This is a genomic window from Prochlorococcus marinus str. MIT 9302 (assembly GCF_000759975.1).
Taxonomy (GTDB): Bacteria; Cyanobacteriota; Cyanobacteriia; order PCC-6307; family Cyanobiaceae; genus Prochlorococcus_A; species Prochlorococcus_A marinus_M.
Map to the genome: position 1 here is coordinate 84,486 of NZ_JNAM01000005.1, position 26,569 is coordinate 111,054.

30 protein-coding genes are annotated in these 26,569 nt (G+C 32.9%); 16 read left to right on the forward strand and 14 right to left on the reverse strand.

Annotated elements, in window-relative coordinates:
• The first annotated feature begins 78 nt into the window (after positions 1–78).
• The 4 genes from typA to ccsB all read left to right on the forward strand — a co-directional run bounded on the left by typA (position 79) and on the right by ccsB (position 4,122).
• Positions 79–1,875 carry a translational GTPase TypA gene (gene typA, locus EU96_RS07160; protein WP_032526039.1) on the forward strand — a complete coding sequence of 599 codons (1,797 nt, stop codon included), beginning with the start codon at positions 79–81 and terminating at the stop codon, positions 1,873–1,875.
• An 11-nt stretch (positions 1,876–1,886) separates the two neighbouring features.
• A complete protein-coding gene (locus tag EU96_RS07155) occupies positions 1,887–2,255 on the forward strand; it encodes a DUF309 domain-containing protein (protein WP_032526040.1) in 369 nt (122 codons plus the stop codon).
• 94 nt (positions 2,256–2,349) lie between these two features.
• Entirely contained in the window at positions 2,350–3,078 is a 729-nt protein-coding gene (gene lptB / locus EU96_RS07150) for an LPS export ABC transporter ATP-binding protein (protein ID WP_032526042.1), read from the forward strand.
• 114 nt (positions 3,079–3,192) lie between these two features.
• The gene (ccsB, locus tag EU96_RS07145) at positions 3,193–4,122 is read left to right on the forward strand and encodes a c-type cytochrome biogenesis protein CcsB (RefSeq protein ID WP_032526228.1); all 930 of its coding nucleotides are present in this window, start codon (positions 3,193–3,195) and stop codon (positions 4,120–4,122) included.
• A gap of 21 nt (positions 4,123–4,143) precedes the next feature.
• On the opposite strand, the gene rpe is transcribed toward ccsB, so the two are convergent.
• Complete coding sequence (rpe, locus tag EU96_RS07140) at positions 4,144–4,902, reverse strand: ribulose-phosphate 3-epimerase (RefSeq protein WP_032526044.1); 759 nt, start codon at positions 4,900–4,902, stop codon at positions 4,144–4,146.
• Between the two features lie 190 nt (positions 4,903–5,092).
• On the opposite strand from rpe, the gene glpX reads away from it, so the two are divergent.
• The 7 genes from glpX to EU96_RS07105 all read left to right on the forward strand — a co-directional run bounded on the left by glpX (position 5,093) and on the right by EU96_RS07105 (position 12,042).
• Positions 5,093–6,094: a class II fructose-bisphosphatase gene (glpX, locus tag EU96_RS07135; protein WP_032526045.1), complete on the forward strand. Its 1,002-nt coding sequence runs from the start codon at positions 5,093–5,095 to the stop codon at positions 6,092–6,094.
• An 18-nt stretch (positions 6,095–6,112) separates the two neighbouring features.
• A complete protein-coding gene (locus EU96_RS07130; RefSeq protein ID WP_032526047.1) occupies positions 6,113–7,423 on the forward strand; it encodes a glutamyl-tRNA reductase in 1,311 nt (436 codons plus the stop codon).
• A gap of 130 nt (positions 7,424–7,553) precedes the next feature.
• On the forward strand, positions 7,554–8,849 hold the full coding sequence (locus EU96_RS07125) for a glucose-1-phosphate adenylyltransferase (protein ID WP_032526049.1): 1,296 nt from the start codon (positions 7,554–7,556) through the stop codon (positions 8,847–8,849).
• A 94-nt stretch (positions 8,850–8,943) separates the two neighbouring features.
• Positions 8,944–10,362: an NADP-dependent phosphogluconate dehydrogenase gene (gndA, locus tag EU96_RS07120; protein WP_032526050.1), complete on the forward strand. Its 1,419-nt coding sequence runs from the start codon at positions 8,944–8,946 to the stop codon at positions 10,360–10,362.
• Complete coding sequence (pgl, locus tag EU96_RS07115; RefSeq protein ID WP_032526051.1) at positions 10,350–11,087, forward strand: 6-phosphogluconolactonase; 738 nt, start codon at positions 10,350–10,352, stop codon at positions 11,085–11,087. Before gndA ends, pgl begins: the two co-directional genes overlap by 13 nt.
• Positions 11,088–11,117: 30 nt before the next feature.
• The gene (locus EU96_RS07110; protein WP_032526052.1) at positions 11,118–11,666 is read left to right on the forward strand and encodes a CIA30 family protein; all 549 of its coding nucleotides are present in this window, start codon (positions 11,118–11,120) and stop codon (positions 11,664–11,666) included.
• On the forward strand, positions 11,656–12,042 hold the full coding sequence (locus EU96_RS07105) for a hypothetical protein (protein ID WP_032526053.1): 387 nt from the start codon (positions 11,656–11,658) through the stop codon (positions 12,040–12,042). The genes EU96_RS07110 and EU96_RS07105 overlap by 11 nt, the downstream gene beginning before the upstream one ends.
• A gap of 21 nt (positions 12,043–12,063) precedes the next feature.
• Here the strand turns inward: EU96_RS07105 and ilvD are convergent, their stop codons facing one another.
• From ilvD to EU96_RS07090, 3 genes are read right to left on the reverse strand one after another with little or no spacing between them, the layout of a single operon-like run.
• Positions 12,064–13,737: a dihydroxy-acid dehydratase gene (ilvD, locus tag EU96_RS07100; protein WP_032526054.1), complete on the reverse strand. Its 1,674-nt coding sequence runs from the start codon at positions 13,735–13,737 to the stop codon at positions 12,064–12,066.
• 24 nt (positions 13,738–13,761) lie between these two features.
• Positions 13,762–14,052, reverse strand: a complete 291-nt coding sequence (locus EU96_RS07095; RefSeq protein WP_032526055.1) for a hypothetical protein — start codon at positions 14,050–14,052, stop codon at positions 13,762–13,764.
• A gap of 29 nt (positions 14,053–14,081) precedes the next feature.
• The gene (locus tag EU96_RS07090) at positions 14,082–14,699 is read right to left on the reverse strand and encodes a uracil phosphoribosyltransferase (protein WP_032526057.1); all 618 of its coding nucleotides are present in this window, start codon (positions 14,697–14,699) and stop codon (positions 14,082–14,084) included.
• A gap of 63 nt (positions 14,700–14,762) precedes the next feature.
• Here EU96_RS07090 and EU96_RS07085 point away from each other — a divergent pair, with 63 nt between their 5' ends.
• The 5 genes from EU96_RS07085 (at position 14,763) to purQ (ending at position 17,579) form a co-directional block, all read left to right on the forward strand.
• The gene (locus EU96_RS07085) at positions 14,763–15,275 is read left to right on the forward strand and encodes a pentapeptide repeat-containing protein (RefSeq protein WP_032526058.1); all 513 of its coding nucleotides are present in this window, start codon (positions 14,763–14,765) and stop codon (positions 15,273–15,275) included.
• A 9-nt stretch (positions 15,276–15,284) separates the two neighbouring features.
• Positions 15,285–16,349, forward strand: a complete 1,065-nt coding sequence (locus EU96_RS07080; RefSeq protein ID WP_032526059.1) for a GTP-binding protein — start codon at positions 15,285–15,287, stop codon at positions 16,347–16,349.
• Between the two features lie 46 nt (positions 16,350–16,395).
• On the forward strand, positions 16,396–16,560 hold the full coding sequence (locus EU96_RS10180) for a hypothetical protein (RefSeq protein WP_193741300.1): 165 nt from the start codon (positions 16,396–16,398) through the stop codon (positions 16,558–16,560).
• A 97-nt stretch (positions 16,561–16,657) separates the two neighbouring features.
• On the forward strand, positions 16,658–16,912 hold the full coding sequence (gene purS / locus EU96_RS07075; RefSeq protein ID WP_011376342.1) for a phosphoribosylformylglycinamidine synthase subunit PurS: 255 nt from the start codon (positions 16,658–16,660) through the stop codon (positions 16,910–16,912).
• A gap of 1 nt (position 16,913) precedes the next feature.
• Positions 16,914–17,579, forward strand: coding sequence for a phosphoribosylformylglycinamidine synthase subunit PurQ (purQ, locus tag EU96_RS07070; protein WP_032526060.1), 666 nt, complete (start codon positions 16,914–16,916; stop codon positions 17,577–17,579).
• A 50-nt stretch (positions 17,580–17,629) separates the two neighbouring features.
• Here the strand turns inward: purQ and fba are convergent, their stop codons facing one another.
• From fba to EU96_RS07020, 10 genes are all read right to left on the reverse strand, one after another.
• Complete coding sequence (gene fba, locus EU96_RS07065) at positions 17,630–18,703, reverse strand: class II fructose-bisphosphate aldolase (protein WP_025930220.1); 1,074 nt, start codon at positions 18,701–18,703, stop codon at positions 17,630–17,632.
• A gap of 92 nt (positions 18,704–18,795) precedes the next feature.
• Positions 18,796–19,893, reverse strand: coding sequence for a Gfo/Idh/MocA family protein (locus EU96_RS07060; RefSeq protein ID WP_032526061.1), 1,098 nt, complete (start codon positions 19,891–19,893; stop codon positions 18,796–18,798).
• Positions 19,894–19,895: 2 nt separating this feature from the next.
• Positions 19,896–20,288, reverse strand: coding sequence for a hypothetical protein (locus EU96_RS07055; protein ID WP_032526229.1), 393 nt, complete (start codon positions 20,286–20,288; stop codon positions 19,896–19,898).
• 1 nt (position 20,289) lies between these two features.
• A complete protein-coding gene (gene accD, locus EU96_RS07050; protein ID WP_032526062.1) occupies positions 20,290–21,171 on the reverse strand; it encodes an acetyl-CoA carboxylase, carboxyltransferase subunit beta in 882 nt (293 codons plus the stop codon).
• 139 nt (positions 21,172–21,310) lie between these two features.
• Positions 21,311–22,210, reverse strand: a complete 900-nt coding sequence (locus EU96_RS07045; RefSeq protein WP_032526063.1) for a phosphoribulokinase — start codon at positions 22,208–22,210, stop codon at positions 21,311–21,313.
• Between the two features lie 87 nt (positions 22,211–22,297).
• Positions 22,298–23,371: a 3-isopropylmalate dehydrogenase gene (gene leuB / locus EU96_RS07040; RefSeq protein WP_032526065.1), complete on the reverse strand. Its 1,074-nt coding sequence runs from the start codon at positions 23,369–23,371 to the stop codon at positions 22,298–22,300.
• A 28-nt stretch (positions 23,372–23,399) separates the two neighbouring features.
• Complete coding sequence (gene lpxD / locus EU96_RS07035) at positions 23,400–24,434, reverse strand: UDP-3-O-(3-hydroxymyristoyl)glucosamine N-acyltransferase (RefSeq protein ID WP_032526066.1); 1,035 nt, start codon at positions 24,432–24,434, stop codon at positions 23,400–23,402.
• Between the two features lie 17 nt (positions 24,435–24,451).
• Positions 24,452–25,534 carry a glutamate 5-kinase gene (gene proB / locus EU96_RS07030; protein ID WP_032526069.1) on the reverse strand — a complete coding sequence of 361 codons (1,083 nt, stop codon included), beginning with the start codon at positions 25,532–25,534 and terminating at the stop codon, positions 24,452–24,454.
• Entirely contained in the window at positions 25,531–26,025 is a 495-nt protein-coding gene (locus EU96_RS07025; RefSeq protein WP_032526070.1) for a YqeG family HAD IIIA-type phosphatase, read from the reverse strand. Before EU96_RS07025 ends, proB begins: the two co-directional genes overlap by 4 nt.
• 5 nt (positions 26,026–26,030) lie before the next feature.
• Entirely contained in the window at positions 26,031–26,567 is a 537-nt protein-coding gene (locus tag EU96_RS07020; RefSeq protein ID WP_032526071.1) for a DUF3727 domain-containing protein, read from the reverse strand.
• Between the last annotated feature and the right edge of the window lie 2 nt (positions 26,568–26,569).

Genomic DNA, 26,569 nt, shown 5'->3' on the forward strand with positions numbered 1-26,569 from the left:
AAAGAGAAAATTGTCATAATAAGCATTCTTTGAGTTAGCCTTAATAAAGTCAATCTATTATTTATATAAATTTTATAAATGTCATCTTCGATAAAAGAAATTAGGAATGTTGCAATTATTGCCCACGTAGATCATGGGAAGACAACTCTTGTGGATGCATTGTTATCTCAATCAGGAATATTTAGAGACAATGAAGTTATTCCCACATGTGTAATGGATTCAAATGATCTTGAAAGAGAAAGAGGAATAACAATACTCTCAAAAAATACTGCAGTAAACTATAAAGACACCAGAATTAATATTATAGATACACCTGGACATGCAGATTTTGGAGGAGAAGTCGAGAGGGTTTTGGGAATGGTTGATGGTTGTTTGCTTATTGTTGATGCAAATGAGGGACCTATGCCTCAAACAAGATTTGTTTTAAAAAAGGCATTAGAAAAAGGACTTAGGCCTATAGTCTTTGTAAATAAAATTGATAGACCCAGAGTAGTACCAGAAATAGCAATAGATAAGGTCCTTGATTTGTTTTTAGAATTAGGAGCTGATGATGATCAATGTGATTTCCCTTATCTTTTTGGAAGCGGCCTATCTGGGTTTGCAAAAGAAGAGATGGAATCTAATAGTGACAATATGATGCCTCTTTTTGAAGCTATTATCAGACATGTTCCACCTCCAGTAGGTGACTCAAATAAGCCTCTTCAGCTGCAAATAACCACTTTGGACTATTCTGATTTCTTGGGCAGAATTGTAATTGGAAAAATTCACAATGGAACTATAAAAAATGGTCAACAAGCTAGTTTAATTAAAGAAAATGGAAAAACTATTAAAGGTAAGGTTAGTAAACTATTAGGATTTGAAGGATTACAAAGAATTGATATAAATGAAGCATTCGCAGGAGATATTGTTGCTGTTTCAGGTTTCGATGACGTCAATATTGGTGAGACCATAGCTTGTCCCGATTCTCCTCATCCTCTTCCATTAATCAAAGTTGATGAACCTACCTTAAATATGACTTTTGTTGTCAATGATTCCCCATTTGCAGGAAAAGAAGGGAAATTTGTTACTAGTAGACAATTAAAAAATAGATTAGAGAGGGAACTTTTAACAAATGTTGCCCTAAGGGTAGAAGAAACTGAATCTCCTGATAGGTTCTCAGTTTCAGGAAGAGGAGAATTACATTTAGGGATTTTGATTGAAACTATGAGAAGAGAGGGTTTTGAATTTCAAATCTCACAACCTCAAGTAATTTTTAGACAAATTGATAATGTTGAATGTGAGCCTATAGAAACTTTGGTTTTAGATGTACCTGAAGTGTCTGTTGGTTCATGTATAGAAAAACTTGGATCGAGAAAGGCAGAGATGAAAAACATGCAGACAAGCTCAGATGGGAGAACTCAATTAGAATTTCTTGTGCCATCAAGAGGACTGATTGGATTTCGTGGTGAATTTGTTCGGATAACTAGAGGTGAAGGTATCATGAGTCACTCATTTTATGAATATAAACCAAAAACAGGAGATTTTGAAACTAGGAGAAATGGAGTCCTCATTGCTTTTGAGGAAGGTGTGGCAACATTTTATGCTCTAAAGAATGCTGAAGATAGGGGAGTTTATTTTATTAAACCTGGAGTAAAAGTTTATAAGGGAATGATAATTGGAGAGAATAATCGACCTCAAGATCTTGAGTTAAATATATGTAAAACTAAGCAGTTGACTAATATGAGGTCTGCAGGGGCTGAAGAACTTGATACTTTGCAATCGCCTGTAGATATTACCCTTGAAAGAGCACTAGAATATATTGGTCCTGATGAAATGCTTGAGGTGACACCCGATTCAATAAGAATGAGAAAAATAAATAAGAAGAAAAAAGCTTAATAATTAATTTTATGATTAAAGAAAATGGAAAAAGTTTTGAAGAATCCCTTTTTACTGCTTTAAATCTATTTAATAATCATAAATGGTATGAGGCCCATGATGCTTTTGAAGAAATATGGAATTCTGTTGATGGTGACGAAAGACAAGTCATCCAGGGGATTTTACAAGTATCTGTCTCTCAGTTTCACTTAAGTAAGGGTAATTTAAATGGAGCTACTATTTTGCTTGGAGAAGGTTTAGGTAGAATAAAAACAAGAACCAATATTAATTTAGGGATTGATCTTGAATCCTTTTGTCGATGTTTGGAATATTTATTGAGAAAATTACAATACAAAGAGATTTTAACTGAGAACGATAAGCCTTTTTTGAAACCTCTTTAATCACTATGCATATATCTATATCTTTAATTAAATTATTGTTTTCTATTTTTATTTTTTTTCAAGAAAATAAGATAAATAATCGTTTTCAAGGAAGATGAACTTAAAAATTCAAAATGTATCACTTTCAATTAAAGGAAAATCAATTGTAAATGATGTTTCCATAAATGTAAATCCAGGAGAAGTTGTAGGTTTGATGGGACCTAATGGTGCAGGGAAAACTACCACTTTTAATCTTGCAGTTGGAAATATTAAACCTGATAAAGGGGAAGTTTTAATGAATGGTAAAAATATAACTAATCTTCCACTCCCAATTAGATCAAGACTTGGGTTGGGTTATTTAACTCAGGAGGCGAGTATATTTAGAGATCTCACTGTTAAGGACAATATAGATTTGGCTTTGCAGAATTCATCTTATAGTCGAGCAGCAATTAGAAATAGAAGAGAACAATTAATTAATGAATTTAATCTGAATAATTTTGTAGATAACTATGGTTATCAACTATCAGGAGGAGAGAGAAGGAGGTGTGAGATAGCGAGAGCTCTCACTGTAGGTAGAAAAGGGCCTAAATATTTATTATTAGATGAGCCGTTCGCTGGAATTGATCCTCTAGCTGTTAATGATTTAAAGAAACTAATTCTTAAATTAAGTTATGAAGGGGTAGGGATTCTTATTACGGACCACAATGTGAGGGAAACTCTTTTAATTACCCAAAAATCATATGTGTTAAGTGAAGGAAAAATTTTAGCTTACGGATCATCTAGTGAATTAGCAGATAATCCAATAGTCAAGAAGTACTATCTAGGAGATGATTTCAAGCTTTGAAATCCTTTTGCAAAATAAATTAAAACTTAATTATTAAAGATTTACTCATATAAGAATGATTTAAATTATTATTTGGTTGTCATTAGAATATTAAATCTTGATAAATTTCTAGAAATGATACTCGATAATTTTTTTAAAAATTTAATATATGAACCTGTTTCAGTTTTAGGTCTTTTAGTCTTTTATATCTTATTAGTTAATTTACCAATATCTTTAGGTGCAGTTTTCAAAAAAAAGTCTTCTTTTAGTGTAAGACTACTTACGATTCTGGTGAATTTATTCATAACATTACAATTACTTTTTAGGTGGTCAATTTCTGGACACTTCCCAATCAGCAATTTATATGAATCTCTTTATTTCCTTACTTGGGGTATCACAATGGGCCAACTATTGATTGAGAGGGAATACCAATCTCCAATAATACCTTCAATTGCTATACCAATTGAGTTACTGTTGGTAGCTTTTGCTTGTTTTGTTTTGCCTGACGATTTGAAATTATCATCAAACCTGGTTCCTGCTTTAAGATCTAGTTGGTTAGTCATGCATGTTAGTGTAGTAATGCTTAGTTATGCCGCATTAATAATAGGTTCTTTACTTTCAGCTTCTGTTTTGTTCATTAATAAAAATAAACCGCTTCAAATTAGAAGTAGTTCTACAGGTATAGGAGGGTTCAAAATTTCTAATAACTATCCTTTAAAGGATTTAATTGATCCTATTGAATTCTCGCATTCAGAAGAACTAGATACCTTAAGTTATCGTTCTATATTGATAGGTTTTGTTCTTTTGACCCTCGGTTTGATTTCAGGTGCGGTTTGGGCTAATGAAGCATGGGGCACATGGTGGAGTTGGGATCCAAAAGAAACATGGGCATTTATCTCATGGTTGTTTTATGCTGCTTATCTGCATATGAGAATAAGTAAAGGTTGGCAAGGAAGAAGACCAGCATTATTAGCCTCCACTGGCTTCTTAGTTGTTTTAGTATGTTACTTAGGGGTCAATTTCTTAGGCATTGGTTTACATAGTTATGGCTGGATATTTGGATGATTTGTTAATATCTCAGGATATTTATTGTGGTTCTGCAAGCACCTTACCTTTTTGTGCCTCTTGAGCAACTTTTCTCAAGTCATCACATCCCTCTTTTAATGTTGGGTAAGCAAACATTCCACTGCCTGCAATGAAGCAATTAGCGCCAGCAGCGGCACATTGTGAAATAGTCCAATTTGCTTTTATGCCCCCATCAACTTCAATGTCGACATTTAAGTTTTTTTCGATAATAAAGTTTCTTATTTTTCTGATTTTATTAAGCATTGTTGGTATATAAGCTTGTCCTCCAAAGCCTGGATTAACTGTCATAACTAAAACATGATCAACCATATCCATAATGTTTTCAATCATTTCAAATGGAGTATGGGGGTTTAATGCTACAGAAGGAGATCCTCCTAGGTCTTTTATCCTTCCGAGAACTCTATGTAAATGAATATTTGCTTCCGCATGTGCTATTACTACTCCTGGTTCACCATTTGCACCTTTTGTAGCGTTTACATAAGATTCAAGCATGGTTTCACAGTTGTATTGGCTCACCATTAATTGAGTTTCAAAAGGGACATTACAATATTTCCTGCATGCAAAAATCATCTCAGGACCAAAAGTAAGATTTGGCACAAAATTTCCATCCATTACATCAAATTGAATTCTATCTACCCCCGCTTCCTCAAGTTCTTTCACGCATGCCCCCATATTTGCCCAATCTGCTGGTAAAACTGAAGGAATTATTTGAATTGGTCTATTAACACCAGCTGAATTTGTTTGATTTGACTCAGTCATTTAATTTTTAAAATATTTAATAAAGATACTATATTTAGTTGCTTATTCCTAATTTCAAGTCGCGGCCTGATAAAGTAACAGCTGTAAAGAGTTAAAAAAAGCTTATTAGCATAATATTTCTCATATAAAATGACATTTTTTATGAGATTATATACTCAAAACCTTTTAGAAAAACCTCAAAAATTTAATTGTGAATCAAACTTTAATTCAAGAAATTCTCGAAGTTGTCGAGCAAGCAGCAATTGCCTCAGCAAAGCTAACAGGACTTGGTCAAAAAGATGAAGCTGATGCTGCAGCTGTCGAAGCAATGAGATTGCGAATGGGCAAAATTGAAATGAAAGGGAAAATTGTTATTGGAGAAGGTGAAAGAGATGAAGCACCTATGCTTTATATAGGTGAAGAGGTAGGGAGTGGGAGTGGACCAGGAGTTGATTTTGCTGTAGATCCTTGCGAAGGAACTAATCTTTGTGCAAATAATCAAAGAGGTTCTATGGCAGTTTTGGCTGCCTCTGATACAGGCGGTCTTTTTAATGCTCCTGATTTTTATATGAACAAATTAGCTGCTCCTCCTGCTGCTAAAGGGAAAGTTGATATAAGAAATTCGGCGACTGAAAACTTGAAGATACTTAGTGAATGTTTGGATCTTTCTATTGATGAACTCACTGTTGTTGTAATGGATAGAACTAGGCACAAAGATTTAATTAAAGAGATTAGAGGATGTGGTGCTAAAGTACAACCGATTTCTGATGGTGATGTTCAAGCTGCGATTGCATGTGGTTTTGCAGGGACGGGAACACATTGCTTGATGGGTATAGGTGCTGCTCCGGAAGGTGTTATTTCTGCTGCTGCAATGAGAGCTTTAGGTGGACACTTTCAAGGACAACTAGTTTATGATCCAGCAATTGCTCAAACTTCTGAATGGGCGGATTACACAAAGGAAGGGAATATAAAACGTCTTAATGAAATGGGTATAACTGATATAGATAAAATATATGAAGCTAACGAACTGGCATCCGGAGAAAACGTTGTTTTCGCTGGAAGTGGAATAACCGATGGATTGTTATTTGACGGAGTTAAATTTGAAAGGGATTGTGTTAGAACAAGCAGTCTACTAATTAGTACATTGGATAGTACTGCAAGATTTACAAATACTGTCCATATAAAAGATGGTGCTAAGAGTATCAGCCTTTAAAAATTCACTTTTAATTTTATGCATATTGTTGTCGTCGGACTAAGTCATCGCACGGCACCTGTCGAAGTGCGTGAGAAGTTAAGTATTCCTGACCAATCCATAACAGAATCATTGAAAGCATTAAAAGCTTTCTCAGATGTTTTGGAGGTGTCAATTTTAAGTACTTGTAATAGGCTAGAAATATATGCGCTAGTAAAGGATAAAAATACTGGAATTTCATCGATTAAAGAATTTATATCAGATTATTCTGGAATAATTTTTAAAGATTTAAATCCACATCTTTTTTGTTTTAGACAAGAAGATGCTGTTTTGCATTTGATGAAAGTTTCTGCAGGACTAGATAGTCTTGTTTTAGGCGAAGGACAAATCCTTTCGCAGGTAAAAAAAATGATGAGATTAGGTCAAGAGAATCAATCTACTGGGCCTATTCTTAATAGATTATTAACTCAATCTATTAGTACTGGTAAAAAAGTTAGATCCGAGACGAATTTAGGAACTGGAGCTGTATCAATCAGTTCAGCAGCAGTTGAACTTGCTCAATTAAAAATTGGACAAGAAAAGGGGCTTGATACTCTTGTAAGTTTGGAATCAGAAAAGGTTCTTGTGGTTGGAGCCGGACGAATGAGTAGGCTTTTAATAACTCATTTAAAATCAAAAGGATGTAATAAACTTATTCTTGTTAATAGAAATATTGATAGAGCATCAAATCTTGCGATAGATTTCCCCGATTTGGAGATTGTTTGTAAAGGGTTAAACGAATTAGATGAACATATATCAATATCTTCTCTTGTCTTTACTAGTACAGCGTCCGAAGAGCCAATAATTGATCTCGCTAAAATTGAAAAATTGAATTTGAGTAATGAAATTAAATTTATCGATATTGGTGTACCGAGAAATATATCTAATGATGTCAAACAACATGAATTTGTAAATTCATTTGATGTAGATGACTTGCAGGAGGTCGTTTCAAGGAATCAAGAATTTAGACAGAAAATTGCAAAGGAAGCAGAATCTTTAGTAGAAGAAGAAAGAATTATTTTTCTAGAATGGTGGGCAAGTTTAGAAGCGGTTCCAGTAATTAATAAACTTAGATCAGATTTGGAGTTAATTAGAAAAGAGGAATTGCAAAAAGCACTTAGTAGGATGGGACCAGACTTTTCTGCTAGAGAAAGAAAAGTTGTTGAAGCTCTGACTAAAGGAATTATCAATAAAATACTTCACACTCCTGTTACTAAGTTGAGAAGTCCTCAATCAAGAGAAGAGAGACAAGCTTCTTTAAAAATCGTTGAAAAATTGTTTTCTTTAGTAGATGAGGATCAAAATAGCTAAATTTTCTTTATTTATATTAAGTTTTTCTAGTGATTTATCGAAATACCTTTGTAAACTGACCATTGCTATTTCTAAATCTGCACATAATCAGTTACTTTAAATAGTTGTATATCTACCTCCATTAGATTGAATGAAGCGTGTGTTGGCAATCATCCTCGGAGGAGGAAAAGGTTCTAGACTTTACCCTTTAACAAAAATGAGGGCAAAACCTGCTGTCCCATTGGCAGGTAAGTATCGTTTAATAGATATCCCAATTAGTAACTGTATTAATTCAGGTATAGAAAAAATGTACGTATTGACTCAGTTCAATAGTGCATCTCTAAATAGACATATAGGGAGAACCTATAATTTGAATGGCCCTTTTGGTCAAGGTTTTGTGGAGGTTCTAGCCGCACAACAGACTCCTGATAGTCCAAAGTGGTTTGAAGGGACTGCTGATGCCGTAAGAAAATACCAATGGTTATTTCAAGAATGGGATGTGGATGAGTATTTAATATTGTCAGGTGATCAACTGTATAGAATGGATTACAGTTTATTTGTTCAGCATCATAGAGATAATGGAGCGGATTTAACTGTTGCAGCTTTACCTGTTGATGAAGCTCAAGCAGAAGGTTTTGGCCTCATGAGAACTGATGATTTAGGGAATATAAAAGAATTCAGTGAGAAGCCTACTGGAGAGAAGTTGAAGGCAATGGCAGTGGATACATCGAAATTTGGATTAACTAAGGAATCGGCCGCAGAAAAACCATATCTTGCTTCTATGGGGATTTACGTTTTTAGTAGAAATACTCTTTTTGATCTTCTAAATAAATTCCCTAGTTATACAGATTTTGGTAAGGACATAATTCCTGAAGCTCTTAATAGAGGTGATACTCTTAAGAGTTATGTATTCGATGATTATTGGGAAGATATTGGAACCATTGGAGCATTCTTTGAATCAAATTTAGCATTAACAGAACAACCAAAACCTCCATTTAGTTTTTATGATGAAAAATTTCCAATTTATACAAGACCTAGATTTCTCCCCCCTTCTAAACTTGTAGATGCTCAAATTACTGATTCAATAGTTTGCGAAGGAACAATTCTGAAGTCATGCAGTATTTTGCATTGTGTTTTAGGTGTAAGAAGCAGGATTGAAAGTGATTCTGTTCTTGAAGACACTTTGGTTATGGGTGCAGATTTCTTTGAATCACCTGAAGAAAGAATTGAATTAAGAAAAGGAGGTGGAACACCTCTTGGAGTAGGTGAAGGAACTACTGTAAAAAGAGCAATTCTTGATAAGAATACTAGGATAGGCGATAATGTTGTTATTATCAACAAAGATAGAGTTGAAGAAGCAGATAAGCCAGAATTAGGCTTTTATATAAGAAATGGAATTGTTGTAGTAGTTAAAAATGCAACTATTGCAAACGGAACTGTTATTTAAATAATTTCGATCGTTTTTCGCTGACATAAGTATTTTTTTTGAGCAATTTTTTTGAGTTGCATGCACACTATATTTATTGAGTTTTTTAATTTTTATGTCCAAGGCGCATTTTGGTTTAATAGGTCTTGGTGTTATGGGCGAAAATTTAGTTCTTAACGCAGAAAGAAATGGATTTTCTAGTGTAGTTTTTAATAGAACCTACTCAAAAACTGAAGAATTTCTACAAGGTAGAGGCCTTGGGAAGAATATAGAGGGAGCTGAAACTCTTCAAGAATTTGTTAATAAGCTTGAGAGACCTAGAAGAATTTTAATGATGGTAAAAGCTGGATCTGCAACAGATGCTGTTATTGATAATATTTCTGGATACCTTGAGGAAGGCGATTTATTAATAGATGGCGGTAATTCTCAATTTAAAGATACAGAAAGAAGGGTAAATACTCTTGAAAGTAAAAGTTTTGGATACATTGGAATGGGAGTCTCTGGGGGTGCCAAAGGGGCTCTTGAAGGGCCTAGTATGATGCCTGGAGGTACTAAAGCCTCCTACGATGCGATAGAAAGCTTATTAACTAAAATGGCTGCCAAAGTTGAAGACGGACCATGTGTTGCATACGTTGGGCCAGGGGGCTCGGGTCATTTTGTAAAAACTGTTCATAACGGAATCGAATATGGAATTGAGCAAATACTTGCAGAAGCTTATGACCTTATGAAGAGAGTCAAAGGTATGAATGGACAGCAGATGTCAGAGGTTTTTGGTATTTGGAATAATACTGATGAATTAGCTTCTTATCTTGTTGAGATAACAGAGATTTGTCTAAATACAAAAGACGAAACAACTGGAGATGATGTTGTAGAGAAAATATTAGATAAAGCTGGCCAGAAAGGTACTGGGTTATGGACTGTTGTAAGTGCTTTAGAACTAGGGGTATCAGTCCCAACGATTTATGCTTCTTTAAATGCAAGAGTTATGAGTTCTTTAAAAGATCAACGTAGTGAGATTGGAAAAACTATACCAAATAAAGAGATAGATGATTTTGATTTAGGAGATATTTCTGATGGAATGAAACCTTTATTTGATGCCGTAGTCCTTGCCACAATAGCAAGCTATGCTCAAGGAATGGATATTTTAAGAGAAGCTTCTTCTGTATATAATTATGGTTTGAATATGCCATCAATTGCACAAATATGGAAAGGAGGTTGCATAATCAGATCAAGATTATTAAGTAAAATTCAAGACGCTTATAATAAGGATCCCAATTTAAAAAATCTAATTTTTGATGATTGGTTCAATAAAGAAATTTCAACAAGATTGGATAACTTAGCTAATGTAGTTTCTTTATCAACAAAAGCTGGTATACCCGTTCCATGTTTATCTAGTACTTTAGATTATTTTAATAGTTATAGAACAAATAGACTCCCTCAGAACTTAGTGCAGGCTATGAGAGACTGTTTTGGCTCTCATACTTATGAAAGAATTGATAAGGAAGGTAGTTTTCATACTGAATGGATGAAATGATCGAAAAGGTTAAAAATGGATACACTCTAAAAATCTATGAAGACAAGTTAGAACTTTCATCAGCAGTTTTTGACTTTATTGAAAACCAAATTATTCATACATTAAAAAATAAAGAAAGATTCAAATTTTGTGTGAGTGGAGGATCAACGCCTAAATCTGTATATAAGCTTCTATCAAATAGTGATCTCAGATGGGATATGGTAGATGTTTTTTTAGGAGATGAAAGATGTGTTGATCCAAATTCAGAATTGAGTAACTCGTTAATGTTGAAAAATTCATTGTTAACTAACTTTGGATCTAAAGCTTTTTTTTATGAAATTTTCAATGATTTAAAGGCTGATGATGAAGCTATAAAAAATCAATTTATTTCTAAATTATTTGAAATATGTGGATCAAACTCTCCAACCTTTGATTTAACATTATTAGGTCTTGGAGACGATGGTCATACAGCTTCACTATTCCCTTATCAAAAAAATAATAACGTAGATGATTTTGTGATTTTTAATGAAGGTAAAGGATTAAAAAGAATTTCATTAACTCCAAAGGTCCTTTCAACCTCTTCAAAGATAGTATTTTTGGTTAGTGGAGCTTCTAAAAGAATTGCTCTTAAGAGATTATTAGATGAAAAAGAGCCACCAGAAAGAACACCATCAAGATTAATAAAATCTATTAATCAAATTTCAATATTTTGTGATCAGGAATCAGCAAAAGAATTAGAAATTTAGTTAGAGTCTATTAATAATTAAAATTATTTAATGAATAAGAAAAAATTTTTATTCCAGAAAAAGGACTTCAATGGTTGGAAAACATTAAATGATACTGTTATGGGTGGATCAAGTTCGGCATTTTGTGAAATTTCAAATTCTGGTTTGTTATTAAAGGGTAATATTGTCGAGAAAGCAGGAGGATTTGTTAGTTGTAGATCGTCTATTTATAAACCCCCTTTAAATATATCTGAATATTCATCCTTTGAATTAAATATTGATGGACAAGGAAGAACTTTTAAATTTGCTGTAGCTTGTGAAGATGATCTACTAGGTCTAACCGAATTTATTCCAGGTGGTCTTAGATGGATTAAATCATTCCCAACAAAAAAATTCGGAACAACAAATATTCAAATACCCTTTATTGAGCTAAAACCCTCAGTAAGAGCTAATAAGGTACGTTTTCCATTTAAATTCAAGCCATCTAAAATTAAAAGATTGCAGCTACTACACTCAAAGTTTGGTGATGATGGATTACTTAATAATGAGTTTAAACAGGGTTCCATAAAAGTTTTAATTAAATCAATAAGTGTTATTTGAAAATCCACCTAAAAATATAGAGAGCTTAATCGCTAAGTCAGCAGATTTAACAAATAAACCTTTTGTTCATTCTGTCGTAAAAATAAATGGTGAATACGAAATTGAAGAAGAAGGTATTGATTTGACGGTTAATATCTTATGTCGAGATAAAGAAGGTAAAAGATTAGAAATTTACGATCTTGAATTAGAACTTTTTAAATCAAATAAAGAGTTGGTTTTAGTAATCTCTAAGCTTAATTTCCCTGATGAACCAATATTATGGTGTGGAGTTAAAACATTATGGATGGATAGCAATAATGGAAAAAAATGCAACTCACCAAAATACAGTGCTAGATTGGAAAATTTAGCAAATAGGATAAAAAGTTTTATTGATTAAGAAAATAATCTTTGAGCTGATTTATAAATCAGTAACAGCCCCTAAACTTGATGTGCTTACGATTTTTGAATATTTTGAAAGAATTCCTCTTTTGTATTTTTGTATAGGTTTTACCCAATCTTTTTTTCTTTTTTCTAATTCTTCGTCAGATAAATCAACTTCAATTAGTTGTTTTACAGCATCTACAGTAATTAAATCACCTTGTTTTATTAGGGCAATATTTCCTCCAACAGCAGCCTCTGGAGCTATGTGACCCACAACAAGACCATAGGTACCACCGCTAAATCTGCCATCGGTAATTAAAGCTACCTTCTCTCCTAGCCCTTGACCAACAATGGCAGATGTTGGAGCTAACATTTCTCTCATGCCTGGACCTCCTACAGGACCTTCGTTTCTAATAACAACAACATCACCAGCTTTGATCTCGTTATTTAATATCGATTTTAAACAATCCTCTTCACTTTCAAAAATCTTTGCTGGACCTGTTAATACAGGGTTTTTTACTCCGCTAATTTTGGCTACAGAACCTTCACTCGCTAAGTTACCTTTTAATATCGCTAGATGTCCTTTTTTATAAAGAGGGTCATCTATGTCTCTTATGACATTTTGATTTGTTGGAGGCTTATCTGGAATATTTTGTAGGTATTCCGAGATGGTTTTGCCTTCAATGTTTTTGCAATCGCCATGAACTAATCCTGCATTTAAAAGTATTTTCATTACTTGTGGAATCCCACCTGCCTTATGAAGATCCACCGTCACATATTTACCACTCGGTTTAAGGTCACAAATAACGGGTACTTTTTGTCTGATTCTCTCAAAATCATTAATGTTGATATCTATTCCTGCAGTATTAGCAATAGCTAAGATGTGCAATACCGCATTTGTTGATCCGCCAATTGCCATAATTACTGATATTGCATTTTCAAATGCTTTCTTAGTCATTAGGTCTAGAGGTCTTATATCTTTTTCTATTGCAGAGACTAATATCTCAGCACTTTTATCTGCACTTAGTTCTTTTTCAAGATCTTCAGCAGCCATAGTGGAACTGTGAGGAAGACTTAACCCTAATACTTCAATAACCGCAGACATTGTATTAGCTGTAAACATCCCTCCACAGCTACCAGCACCAGGAATACAATTTTTTTCAACTTGGATTAGCCTTTCTTCATTAATTTTGCCAGATGTTAGTTGTCCAACAGCTTCAAATGCACTAACAACAGTAAGATCTTCTCCATGTAGTTTACCTGGTTTGATTGTCCCTCCATAAATAAAAATTGAGGGAATATTCATTCTTGCAATCGCAATCATTGCACCAGGCATATTTTTGTCACATCCACCTATAGCAAGTACTCCATCCATACTCTGAGCATTGCATGCTGTTTCAATTGAATCAGCAATAACTTCTCTTGAAACTAGGGAATATTTCATGCCCTCTGTTCCCATAGAAATGCCATCACTTACTGTTATAGTCCCAAACATCTGAGGCATCCCACCGGATCTTCTTATTGAATCTTCTGCTCTGAGAGCTAACTTATTTAAACCCATATTGCATGGTGTTATGGTGCTGTATCCATTTGCAACTCCAATAATAGGTTTATTAAAATCTTCATCATTAAATCCAACAGCTCTTAACATCGATCTGTTAGGGGATCTTTGAACACCTTGGGTTATTGCAGATGATCTGAGTTTATTCATATTATTTGTGAACCTTTTTTTATTCTATTGCCCCAACTCTTCAAGTTGCTTCCTCACATCAGCAATTGCAGAATTAAGTTGCTCAACTTTCTTCTCCAGATTCTCTCCTTCAACTTCATTTATATTTTTATTTGAATCAATCGCTTCAGAGCCGTCTTGAATTCTGGAGGAATACATCATGGCTTTTTGTTTCTTTTCCTCCTTTCTTTTGTCTGCTTCGGATATTAACCACCAAGCTAGACCTGCTGCTCCAATAAAAGCACCGCTTATTAATGATAAAAGATTATTTGAAGACGAATCTCTGTATTCAGACATTGGTAAAATATTTACTCCTATATTCTATATTAGTTCTTATCTTGAAATATAGTACTTAAACGCGATAAAGGATTCCCAATACCCGGTACTAATAATTTTGTGTCTTCATCTTCCTCATCTATGCAAGAAGTGTAAATTACCTGATTAGGGAATAATTTCGCAATTTCATTTAAACCTTTATTTGAGCAAATAGCAGTTATTAAAAGAATCCTATTTGAATCAACACCTAATTCCTTTAATTTAATTAAAGTTTCTAATGTTGCTGATTTTGTCGTTATTTGTTCTGAATAAAATATAACTCCTTCATTTGATTCAATAGTTTTAGGAAGTTCTCCTAATGAGAGGGTTGAATTAGGAATTACTTCTTTAGATCCAAACCAAAGAGATAACCCTTCGGGCAACATTGCGAGCACTTTTATTGGATAATCATTATTAATAAAGAATCCATCTGCGTCCCCATTATCAGTATTTACTATTTCTTTTTTATATGGCAGCCAATTACGTAATGCTTCATATGTAAGCCATTTCCCTAATTGCTCATATCCTGTTGAGTACAAAATATTTGGAGTGTTTTTTTCTCGCAATATTGAAAGCCAATGTTTTATTAATGGATGAGGAGGAACAATAACCTTTAGTGACATTGCCATATATTTTCCTTTAAGATACTCTTACAAACTTTAAATACTTAAGTTCTAAAATACAGTCTTATTATGATTAAATCAATTGTTTTCTCCTCATTAAAGAATGCATTAATTACTTTGTTATTCGTTGGGATTTTATTTTTTAATTCTGTAAATTCTGCATGGGCTAAAAGACCTCCTGAGATTAGAAACCAACAAGACCTTAATTTAGAGCCAGATATGCATGGTCAAGATTTAAGCGGTAACGAATACGTTAAGTTTGATTTGAATGGGTTTAATTTCAGTGAAAGTAATTTAGAAGGCGCGGTGTTCAATAATAGTAAATTGCAAAACTCAAAGTTTACTGGAGCCAATTTAAGAGATTCACTAGCTTATGCAACAGACTTTTCAGGTGCAGATCTTTCGGATGTTAATTTTACAAATGCTTTATTAATGGAGAGTAATTTTGAAGGGGCAAAAATAGATGGTGCAGATTTTACTGATGCTGTTCTTAGTCGTACACAACAAAAACAATTATGTGCGATTGCTAATGGCACAAATAGTTCTACTGGAGAGAGTACAGAATATAGCTTAGGATGTTAATGATCAATGATGAAAAAAAAAATACCAGTTATAGTTGTTTCGGGATTTCTTGGCTCAGGTAAAACAACTTTTCTAAGATATTTATTAAAAGAGAGTAATAAAAAATTTGGTTTAATAATTAATGAATTTGGTGATGTTGGAATTGACGGTGATTTGATTAAAAGTTGTGATAAATGTGATGAATCTGAAGACGACTGCGTAATCGAATTAAACAATGGATGTTTATGTTGTACTGTTCAAGATGATTTTGTTCCATCAATAAAAGCTCTCCTAGAATTTAATCCTCCTATCGAATCAATAATTATCGAAACTAGTGGCTTGGCACTACCAATTCCCTTAATTCAAGCACTTAACTGGCCTGAGATTAGGTCTTCCATCTACCTTGATGTTGTAGTTGGTATCGTTAATGGAGAATCAATGCTTAATGGATCACCAATTAATGATTTAAATAAAATTACAAAACAATATAATGAAACAGATAAAATTGATCACAACGCCACTATAGATGAACTTTTTGAGGAGCAACTAGAAGTTTCTGATATCGTTTTAGTCTCTAGATCAGATATCTTAAATGATGATCAGTTTGACGTTGTAAAAAATAAAATTCAAGGAAGTCTAAACTCATCTACACCAGTCCTTAAATCCAAGAATGGCAAAATTGATTTAAATTATCTATTTGATTTTAATTTTAAAAAAGAGACTTATAAAGAATTTTTAACTGAAGAACATGACCATAATCATGTTGAGCTTGTATCAGATTCATTTAAATTAAATTATTTCCTTGAAAAAAATGACTTTGAAAAGGAGATGTCAGAAATCTTGGATGAATTAAACATTCTTCGAATAAAAGGACGTATTTGGATACCAAACAAATCATTGCCTTTACAAATACAAATTGTTGGAAAGAAAATTAATACTTGGTTTGAAGAAGCTCCAGATAATTGTTGGAGACCAAATGATAATGCTGGGATTGAATTAGTAATAATTTCCTTTGATGAAAAATCTATAAAAACTTTCAATAGAAAAATTAAAGAGAAATTTAAGATTTTAAGTGACCCAAAAATAGCAATTTGATTTTATAGTTAGCTGCCGGGATACTTACTACAGTAAACAGTCCAAGATGGAAAATCCAAAAATCGCTTTAAAACAAATAATCTCTGACGACGTTACATCAATTGATAAAATAAAATGTTCAAAATGTGGAGGGGCAGGAAATTTTAAAACACATGAAAATTCAAGAAGAACTTGCTTAGTTTGTGTTGGTAGAGGCTACATAAACATTTAATAACTCAGAAAACCTTAAGGTAAAAATATTTGTTTATTAATCAATAGTACTTTTTATTAAAATTTAAACTAATCTTCTAGTAGAAATTAATTTTTAATTGGACCAATTTGCAGTAAAAGTTTTTGTAAGACTAAGACCTTCAGTTTTAGATCCAGCAGGGGAAGCTACCAAATCTGCTTCTATAAAACTTGGAGCCGAGGGAATAAAATCATTACGTATAGGAAAAATGATTGAGGTAAAAATAGAAGGTAATGGTGAAAACGAAGTAAGAGAAAAAATTGATTTATTGTGTGATAGGTTATTCGCAAATACTGTTATTGAAGATTATGAGTATTCACTAGAAAAATTATAAGATGGATAATTTTACTGTAGGAGTTGTTGTCTTCCCTGGTTCTAATTGTGATCGTGATGTTTCATGGGCATTGGAAGGTTGTTTAGACATAAGAACAAAATACTTGTGGCATGAGTTTTCAGATTTAAGTGATGTAGATGCAATAGTTTTACCTGGAGGATTTAGCTATGGTGATTATTTAAGATGCGGAGCAATTGCGAGATTCTCTCCATTAATAAATGCCTTGGATGAGTTTGTTAAAAGCGGGAAAAGAGTTTTAGGAATTTGTAATGGGTTTCAAATTCTGACAGAATCAGGGTTTTTGCCTGGTGCTCTTGTTTCAAATAAAAATCTTAATTTTATCTGTGATGACGTTGAACTGGATATCGTTTCTTCAAAAGGAGGTTGGTTTAATAATAGAGATGAAAAACAAACTATTAAGTTGCCAATAGCGCATGGGGAAGGAAGATATCATTGTGATTCTGATACTTTAAAAAAACTTGTAGATAATGAATTGATCGCTTTGAGATATAAAAATAATCCCAATGGTTCCTCATTCGATATCGCAGGCATAACTAATGAAAAGGGAAATGTTCTAGGTTTAATGCCTCATCCAGAGCGAGCATGTGACGAGACAATTGGTGGAACTGATGGTCTCTTTACATTAAAATCATTAATATTGAAATAAAAAAAGACCCCCAATTTTGGAGGCCTTTTTTTATTTAATTTGGGAAGAAATTAAACAGTAGCTTTTACTTTTGGATCTAAATCACCTTTTGCGTAAAGATCAGCAAAATAATTAGTGCTGTTTTGCTTGATCTTACTTGCTTGACCTTCGCACCAGAACTGCTTGTATCTATCAAGACAAACTTGCTTCATGTACTTTCTAGCAGGCTTGTTGAAATGTCTTGGGTCGAAGTTTGCCTTGTCAGCAAATGCTGCCTCTCTAACCGCGGCAGTGAATGCAAGTCTGTTATCGGTATCAATGTTAACTTTCCTGACTCCATTTCTTATTCCCTCTTGAATTTCTTCAACAGGAACACCATATGTTTGAGGAATTTCACCACCATATTTGTTAATGATATCTAACCATTCCTGAGGCACTGAACTAGATCCATGCATTACAAGATGGGTATTTGGAAGTGCTTTATGGATTTCAGCAATTCTGCTTATTGCAAGAACTTCTCCTGTAGGCTTCCTTGTGAATTTATATGCACCATGACTTGTACCTATGGCAATAGCTAAAGCATCAACTTTTGTTTTGGCAACAAAATCTGCAGCTTCTTCAGGATCAGTCAAAAGCATATCTGTAGAAAGTTCACCTTCAAATCCATGACCATCTTCTGCTTCACCTTTACCAGTCTCTAATGAACCTAAACAACCTAATTCTCCTTCAACACTAACTCCAACTGAATGAGCAAAATCTACTACTTTTTTAGTAACTGCAACATTATATTCGTAACTTGCTGGTGTTTTTGCATCTGCCTCTAAGGAACCATCCATCATTACAGATGTAAAACCATTAATTGCTGCTGAATAACACGTTGATGGTTCGTTACCATGGTCTTGGTGCATTACAACTGGAATATTAGGATATGTTTCTGTTGCAGCAAGGATAAGATGACGTAGGAAAATTTCTCCTGCATAACTTCTTGCCCCTCTTGAAGCTTGGAGGATTACAGGACTATCTGTTTCATATGCTGCTTCCATGATTGCTTGAACTTGCTCAAGATTATTAACATTGAAAGCTGGAATACCATAACCATTCTCAGCAGCGTGATCTAAAAGTAGTCTTAGTGGAACGAGGGCCATAATTAAAATAAGTTAGATGCTATACAAAGCACTTGTTTTCGCGAGTTTAGTACAAAGAGGGATCAAATGTCACGTAATTAGATATACAAAATCTATATTTTTATATTTAATCCACTCTTCGAGGATTCTCTTATAGCTTCGCAAACTTTATGACTAGCAAGTCCTTCACATAAGCCTGGGATTACAGGTGTTCTATTAACTATACTCTCAGCCCATAAATTTTGAATTCTCAAAACTGGAGCTATCCTCCCATCAGTCCATGTTTTTTCAAAATTAAAACTTGAATCTGCAGTTAGGTTTAGTATTCTATTTTTGTTGTTTGAATATTTCAAATTAAAACCATGTACATAATCTTTTTGGTTTTCGCTTTTAAGAATAAGTGAACCTTTGCTTCCATATATTTCTAAACTAAATCCTCTACCATTTTTAGAAATCGATGATAAAGATACCTGACATGGAATAAGATTTGAGCCGTAGTTTGATATTTCTATGTTGGCTAAACAAACATCTTCACTCGAAACATCATTTAAATCAGATGAATTAGGTAAAGGTCTTTTTTTTATTGATGTTGCTAACTTGCCAGATACGTTTATTGATTCTCCAAAAAACCAATTCAACATATCGAATGCATGAGTACCTAAGGCGCCAATAACTCCTCCACCTTTTTCTTCCAATGAATACCAATTCCAAGCTCTTTTTGGGTCGGATCTACTGCCCATTAACCAATCTAATTTGACTAAATATATATCTCCTAATATATTTTCATCAATAAGCTTTTTTGTCTGGAGAAAGAGGGGTACTGCTCTATATTCAAAATCAACACATACGCTTAAATTATTAATCAAAGATATTCTCTGAAGCTCTTCAATTTCAGAGGAAGTTATTGAAACGGGTTTTTCTAGTAGCAAATGTTTATTGTTCTCAAGCGCCTTTTTCGCTAATTCAAATCTTGATTCAGGAGGGGTAGCAATAATAATTCCATCAATTTCAGAAGATTTAACTAAGTCTTCCCAATTATGAAAAAAATCTAATCCTGTTTCTTTTTCTAAAATCGATTTTTGCTTTTTCTCATAATGATAAATAGCTACAGGGGTTAAATAATCAGACTCTTTTAATGCCTCTAAATGAACTTTTTTTCCAAACCCTAGTCCAGCGATGGCTATTTTTAATTTTTTATTTTTAGTATTCATTCTTATCCATTAATAAAATCTGAACAACTATTTTCAATAACAACATCTAATAGTTCATCATTATTAGATGTTTGCCATTTTGAATTAAATTGAGGAATTCCATTTATAGAAGTATCTTTGAACTTTTTTTCTTCGCAATTAATTCTCATTACATAAAGTGATAACTCTCCATCATCATCTGAATTAGTTGGATTTTTAAAGAACTTTGTTAGGACACTTATTTCACCATTTGGAAGTAGCTTGATACTTCCTTTATCAAGCCATTCTTTTCCATCATTATTCTCTTTTAGTAGAAGCCAATCAACATTTCCTATTGCATTTGAATAGGAAGCAAAATTTAAAATGAGAATTAAAAAAGTTAATGAAAAATAAAATAAATTAGAAATAATTTTCATTTTATATTTTTGCTTCTGCAAGTTCTTTTACACCGTGAATCTTTAAAATTTTGGTCAAAGTATCTTTGAGATCTTTCCTTTTCACTATTACATCAACAAAACCATGCTCGAGAAGATATTCAGCTGTTTGAAAATTATCTGGTAGTTTTTCTCGCAATGTTTGTTCAATTACCCTTCTTCCCGCAAATCCAATAAGAGCTTTAGGTTCCGCCAAAATCAAATCACCTAACATCGCAAAGCTGGCTGTTACCCCTCCAGTGGTTGGATGAGTCAATAAAGGCATATATAGAAGATTTTTTTCTTTATGTTTTTTTAGTGCACCAGATATTTTTGCCATTTGCATGAGACTTAACATGCCTTCTTGCATTCTTGCTCCACCTGAAGCGCAAACTATAAGAATTGGGTAATTTTCTTTAGTTGCCCTCTCAATTATCCGTGTGATTTTTTCCCCAACTACTGATCCCATGGATCCTCCCATAAATCTAAAATCCATAACAGCTAATGCTAAAGGTATTGAATTTACCGAACAGAAACCTGTTATGACACCATCTCTTAAACCTGTACCTGCTTGACTTTCTTTAATTCGATCAGCATATGACCTTCTATCTTTGAAACCTAAAGGATCTGTAGGACTTAGTGAACTGTCAAACTCTTTGAATGAATTTTTATCAGCAATTATATTTATCCTTTCATCACTATTAATCCTATTGTGATGTCCACAATTACTACAAACATTCAAATTTGAAATTAGGTCTTTTCTATATGCTACTTGCGAGCATTCTGAACATTTAACCCACAAACCATCTGCTTCGTCAGTATCTTGCGAAACTTTTCCAACAAATTGATCTTTGCGCCTTGCGGCAAACCAGTCGATTAATGACACAACATTACTTTTTTTTCTATTTAAATCTAACTAAGGTACTTTTATCAAGAAAGATATATAAAAATTTGAGATTTTGTAGATTATATACTTCGTAAAGTTTACAAAAAATAGAATTATTCGAGTTGATATCGAATATTAATTATCCTTTATTTTTCTCCTCAATCATTTTATGAATTATTGGAGTGAGAATAAGTTCCATTGCGAAACCCATTTTCCCACCATTAACTACAATACTGGTTGGACTTGACATAAATGAATCGTGAATCATTCCTAGCAAGTATTGGAAATCAATTCCCCATTTTTCTCGTGCCCCTTTTCTGAAATGTATTATCACAAAGCTCTCATCAGGAGTTGGAATGTTTCTGCATATGAAAGGGTTGGAAGTGTCAATTGTAGGAATTCTCTGGAAATTAATATCAGTTTTACTAAATTGTGGACAAATGTGATTTATATAATCAGGCATTCTTCTCAAGATGGTATCCACAATGGTTTCAGCTGAGTAACCTCTTTCTGCATTATCTCTATGGATTTTCTGAATCCATTCTAAATTTGTTATTGGGACAACGCCAACAAGTAAATCAGCATAAGATGCGACATTGTATCCTTCACCTTCTACACCGCCATGTAAACCTTCATAAAAAAGTACGTCTGTTCCTTCAGGAATATCTTCCCATGGAGTAAATTGCCCTGGTTCTAAGGATGTCCCAAGTCTTGTATTATGTTCTTCGGCTTCCTCAGGACTATGTAGATAATATCTTTTCTTTCCTCCTCCAGTTTCACCATAGATTTTAAAAAGTTCTTCTAGCTTGTCAAAAAGATTAGCCTCTGGACCAAAGTGAGAAAAATTTTCACCTTTTGATAGAGCTTCTGCCATGGCTTTTTTCATAGGCATCCTTTCAAACCTGTGATAACTATCTCCTTCTACAACTGCGGGAACAATATCTTCTCTGGCAAAAATATGCTCGAAGGCTCTTTTAACTGTACTTGTTCCTGCTCCTGAAGATCCTGTTACAGCAACTACTGGATGACGTTTTGACATTTTTTAAAAACAATATTTAATGATTCTGACAGGTCATATGCCAACTTTATGTTTAACTTAAAAATATTTTTTTATTTATTCATTTTTTTAAATTTCATCTAAAATTTTTTTGCCCATTTCACTACATGTTAATACTTCCGAAGACCTATCAGCTAAATCTGCTGTTCTAAATCCTTTTGATAAAACTTTATCAACAGCATTTTCTAAATTTTCTGCGGCTTCTTCTTCGTTTAATCCAATCTTCAACATCATTGATGCGGATAAAAGCATTGCAATAGGATTAGCTATGTTTTTACCCGCTATATCGGGAGCCGAACCATGAACAGGTTCAAAAACTCCTGGTCCATTATTATTTAGTGATGCAGATGGAAGCATACCAATAGAACCAGTTAACATTGCGGCTAAATCGCTTAATATATCACCAAATAAATTACTAGTTAAAATCACATCGAATTGACTAGGATCTCTAACTAATTGCATTGCTGCATTATCAACGTACATATTGCTTAAAGATATATTTTTATCTTTTGACGTAAAATTTAAAACTGTATCTCTCCATAATTGACTAACTTCCAGAACGTTTGATTTGTCAACAGAACATATTTTCTTATTTCTTTGGTTAGCAATTTTTATTGCTATTTCAGTTATTCTTTCTATTTCTGCAGAATCATAAACCATCGTGTTGAAAGCTTTTGGGATTTTTGTGTTTGTTATATGACCTCTTGGGTTTCCAAAATAAATACCGCCTATTAATTCTCTTACAACTATAAGATCAACATTCTCAACGATTTCTTGTTTTAATGTACTCGAATCTATAAGAGATTTTCTTATTTTTACAGGCCTTATATTTGCGAAAAGGTTTAGTGCAGATCTTAACTTAAGTAACCCACTCTCTGGTCTTAATTCTCTTGCAAGAGAGTCATATTTAATATCTCCAACACATGCTAAGAGTACCGCATCACTTTTCTTGCATTGATTTAGTGTTTCATCTGGGGCGGGATTACCATATTTTTCAAAAGCTATGCCTCCAAATAATTTTTCAATAATCTCGATATCGAAATTATAGTTTTTTGAAAGCTTTTTTAAAACTAATTTTGAAACTTCTGAAATCTCTGGTCCAATTCCGTCACCTGACAATAAAACAATCTTATATTTCTTCATTTAAATTTTTGTTTAATAGAACAATAAATTATTGATTGTCTAATTGTCTAAGTTTTTTTGCTAATTCTGGTAATTTTTTAAAAATACTTGAACTCCTAAGCCAGGATTTATTATTCATTGCAGGGAAACCACTAATTACCTTGCCTTCATCTATGTCACAATGGATTCCACATTTTGAACTCGCTATCACGTTATTTCCAACTTTTACTCTATTATTGACTCCTACTTGCCCTGCCAAAATAACTCCATCTCCAATTATTGCTCCTCCAGCGATCCCAACTTGAGCAGCAAATGCGCAATTCTTCCCAACTTTCACTCCATGACCTATTTGGACTAAATTATCCAACTTTGTTCCCTCATCAATAAAGGTAGATCCCACTGCGGGCCTATCAACACAACAATTCGTACCAATTTCTACAAAACTCATTATTTTTACACCACCTTTTTGAGGCATCTTTACCCATTTGCCATTTTGTGGAATAAAACCAAATCCCTCTGATCCAATAACAGTATTTGAGTTAATTACACAATTATTTTTAAGAGTGGTGTTTTCGTAAATTACACAATTTGGATGAATTATATTATTATCTCCTATCCGAACATTTCCTAAAATTGATGATCCTGTAAGAATACGATTATTGTCACCAATTAAAGTGTTTTCACCAATGTAGACATTAGGTCCAATATGGCAATCTGATCCAATTATTGCTGTTTTATCAATAACGGCTGAAGAGTGAATTCCTGGTTTAAAGTTGAGAGTTTTATATAAAAAATTCAATACTTCTGCAAATGCAATTCTTGGATTTTTAACAGTTATGATGGAAATTTTTAGTTTCTTTAGAGATCTAATAATCTCATTATTGTTGGAAGTTATTATTGCTGATGCTCTTGTTTGATCTAATTTTTCTTTAAGGATATTGTTTTCTTCTAAAAAAGATATTTGATGATTATCTGCTTCATCTAAAGAGGCCGCATCCTCTATATCTAAATCTTTAACAATATTGGCACTAATAAAATTTGAATTTCCTTTTTTAAGGAGATCAACTAATTCACTTAAAAGCATTTGTCAGTTTTAATTTTTTAAGAGAGAGCTAGAACATCTCTATGAACGACAATTATTGAGGTGTTTTTATTTTCTTTAGTATTTAAGATACTTCTTAATTTGTCGCTACTTATTGATACTAAACCTTTTGCAACTTCTTTATCGTCCTTATTTACGATTTTAACAGCTTGATTAACCGTAAAGTTCCCTTCTACATTTCTAACACCAACAGCTAAAAGTGAAGCACCTTTTTTTTTAATTGCAAAGCAAGCACCATCATCTAAAGTTATTTTACCAACTGTGTGAATTGCATGAGAAAGCCAACTTTTTTTGTTACCAATAGGTTTTTCTACTGGATAAAATAAAGTTCCAATTTTATTATCATTAAAAATTTCAATTAAATTATTTTTATTCCTTCCATCAACTAGTTGGACCTCAACTCCTCCTTTTGTTGCTATTTCTGCAGAAATTAGTTTTGTAGAAATTCCGCCTGTTCCCCATTCATTATTTGTGTTTTGAGTATTTTTATCTTTAATTTCTTTTAATTCACTATTGAGAACCTCTTTAATTGGATGTGCATCTTTATTTTTTCGTGGATCTTTTGAATATAAATTCTCAATATCGGTTAATAAAATAAGCTTATTAGCATTTATAGCTAGGGCAACTAATGCCGAAAGGGTGTCATTATCTCCATATTTAAGCTCTTCATTTGCTACGGTATCATTCTCATTTACTATTGGGATAATATTCAAATCGATTAATTTTTTTAAAGTTTTAGAAGCGTTATTGAAAGATTCTCGGGAATTAAAGTCAGCTTTGGTTATTAAAATTTGAGCAATATTGTGACCTAATTTATTAAATATTTTATCGTACAAAGACATTAACTTTACTTGACCTATTGCAGCTGTAGCTTGAAGTGTACTTAAATCATTTGGTCTTGTTTTGATATTTAATTTTTGACAACCTAATCCCACTGCTCCACTAGTTACTAAGATCAATTTGTTTCCTTTTGACAGAAAACTTTTAAATGATCTACAAAGGGTTTCAATCACTTCTTCAGTAGATGTCCCTTCTGTCCCTCTTAAAATACTAGTACCAATTTTTATAACCCAAATTTTCATTTTATAAAAAAGGAAATTATTTTTTCTATTGTCAAAGTTAAATTAAATTTAATAGGCAGACCATCTCTGTTTAATCGCTTAACTAGAATTGTTTTTATATTACATCTATTTCCAACAATAATATCTGTAAAAATCCTATCGCCAATAATGGCTATATTTTTTACTTCATAATTTACTTCTTTGATAACATTCAAAATTACTTTTTTTCTTGGTTTTGAAGCATTATATTTATATCTTAAATTTAAATCTTTTGCTAGTTTCGATATTCGTTTTTTTGATGGATTATTACTTATTAGATATAAGGAGAACAGTTTTTTAGATTCTCTGATCCAATTTTTTACAGCTTTTGGGACCTTAGTTGAGTTTCTATTTACTAGAGTCCCATCAACGTCAAGTAATAAACAATGAATTCCTTTTTTTTGTAATTCAGATTGAGAAATCTCATATATTGGTAAATTTGAATCCCAATTGACTTTTAGGATAGATCTCATTAATTTTAAGAATTACTTTTTTCAAGCTCAGATTCAATCAAAGGTTGAATTTTATCAAACTCATCATCTTCAATTAATAAGGCTCCTTTGTCTTTTAATTTACCCACAATAAAAAAAGGATCTAGTGGAATATATAAGCCATATTCTTGGTCAAAAAGATTAAAGTTAACAAGCAATTCATAACTCTCGCTATCATCATCGATGTAATCTTCTTCTAATTCATCGTAAATTGGTTCTTCAAGTTCTCCTGATACTGTTAATGTAACTGCTGATCTGATAAGTCTTAAATCATGTTCTTGAAGAACAGCTTCAGCATTTTTTAGTATTTGTTCATTTTTATCTATTTTCTCAATTAGTTCAGGTTCATCTTCTTCATTTATTTTGAAAAGACTTACTGGAGTATCAACTGGTGTTAATAAAGCATATTCTTCACCTTCAACACTTACTAACTGTTCAAGATAACAAAAAAGCTCGTTTCCATTTGAGTCATTTAATATTAGTGTCTGCGCCTCATAATTATCATTTGAGTTAGTTTCTTCCATTT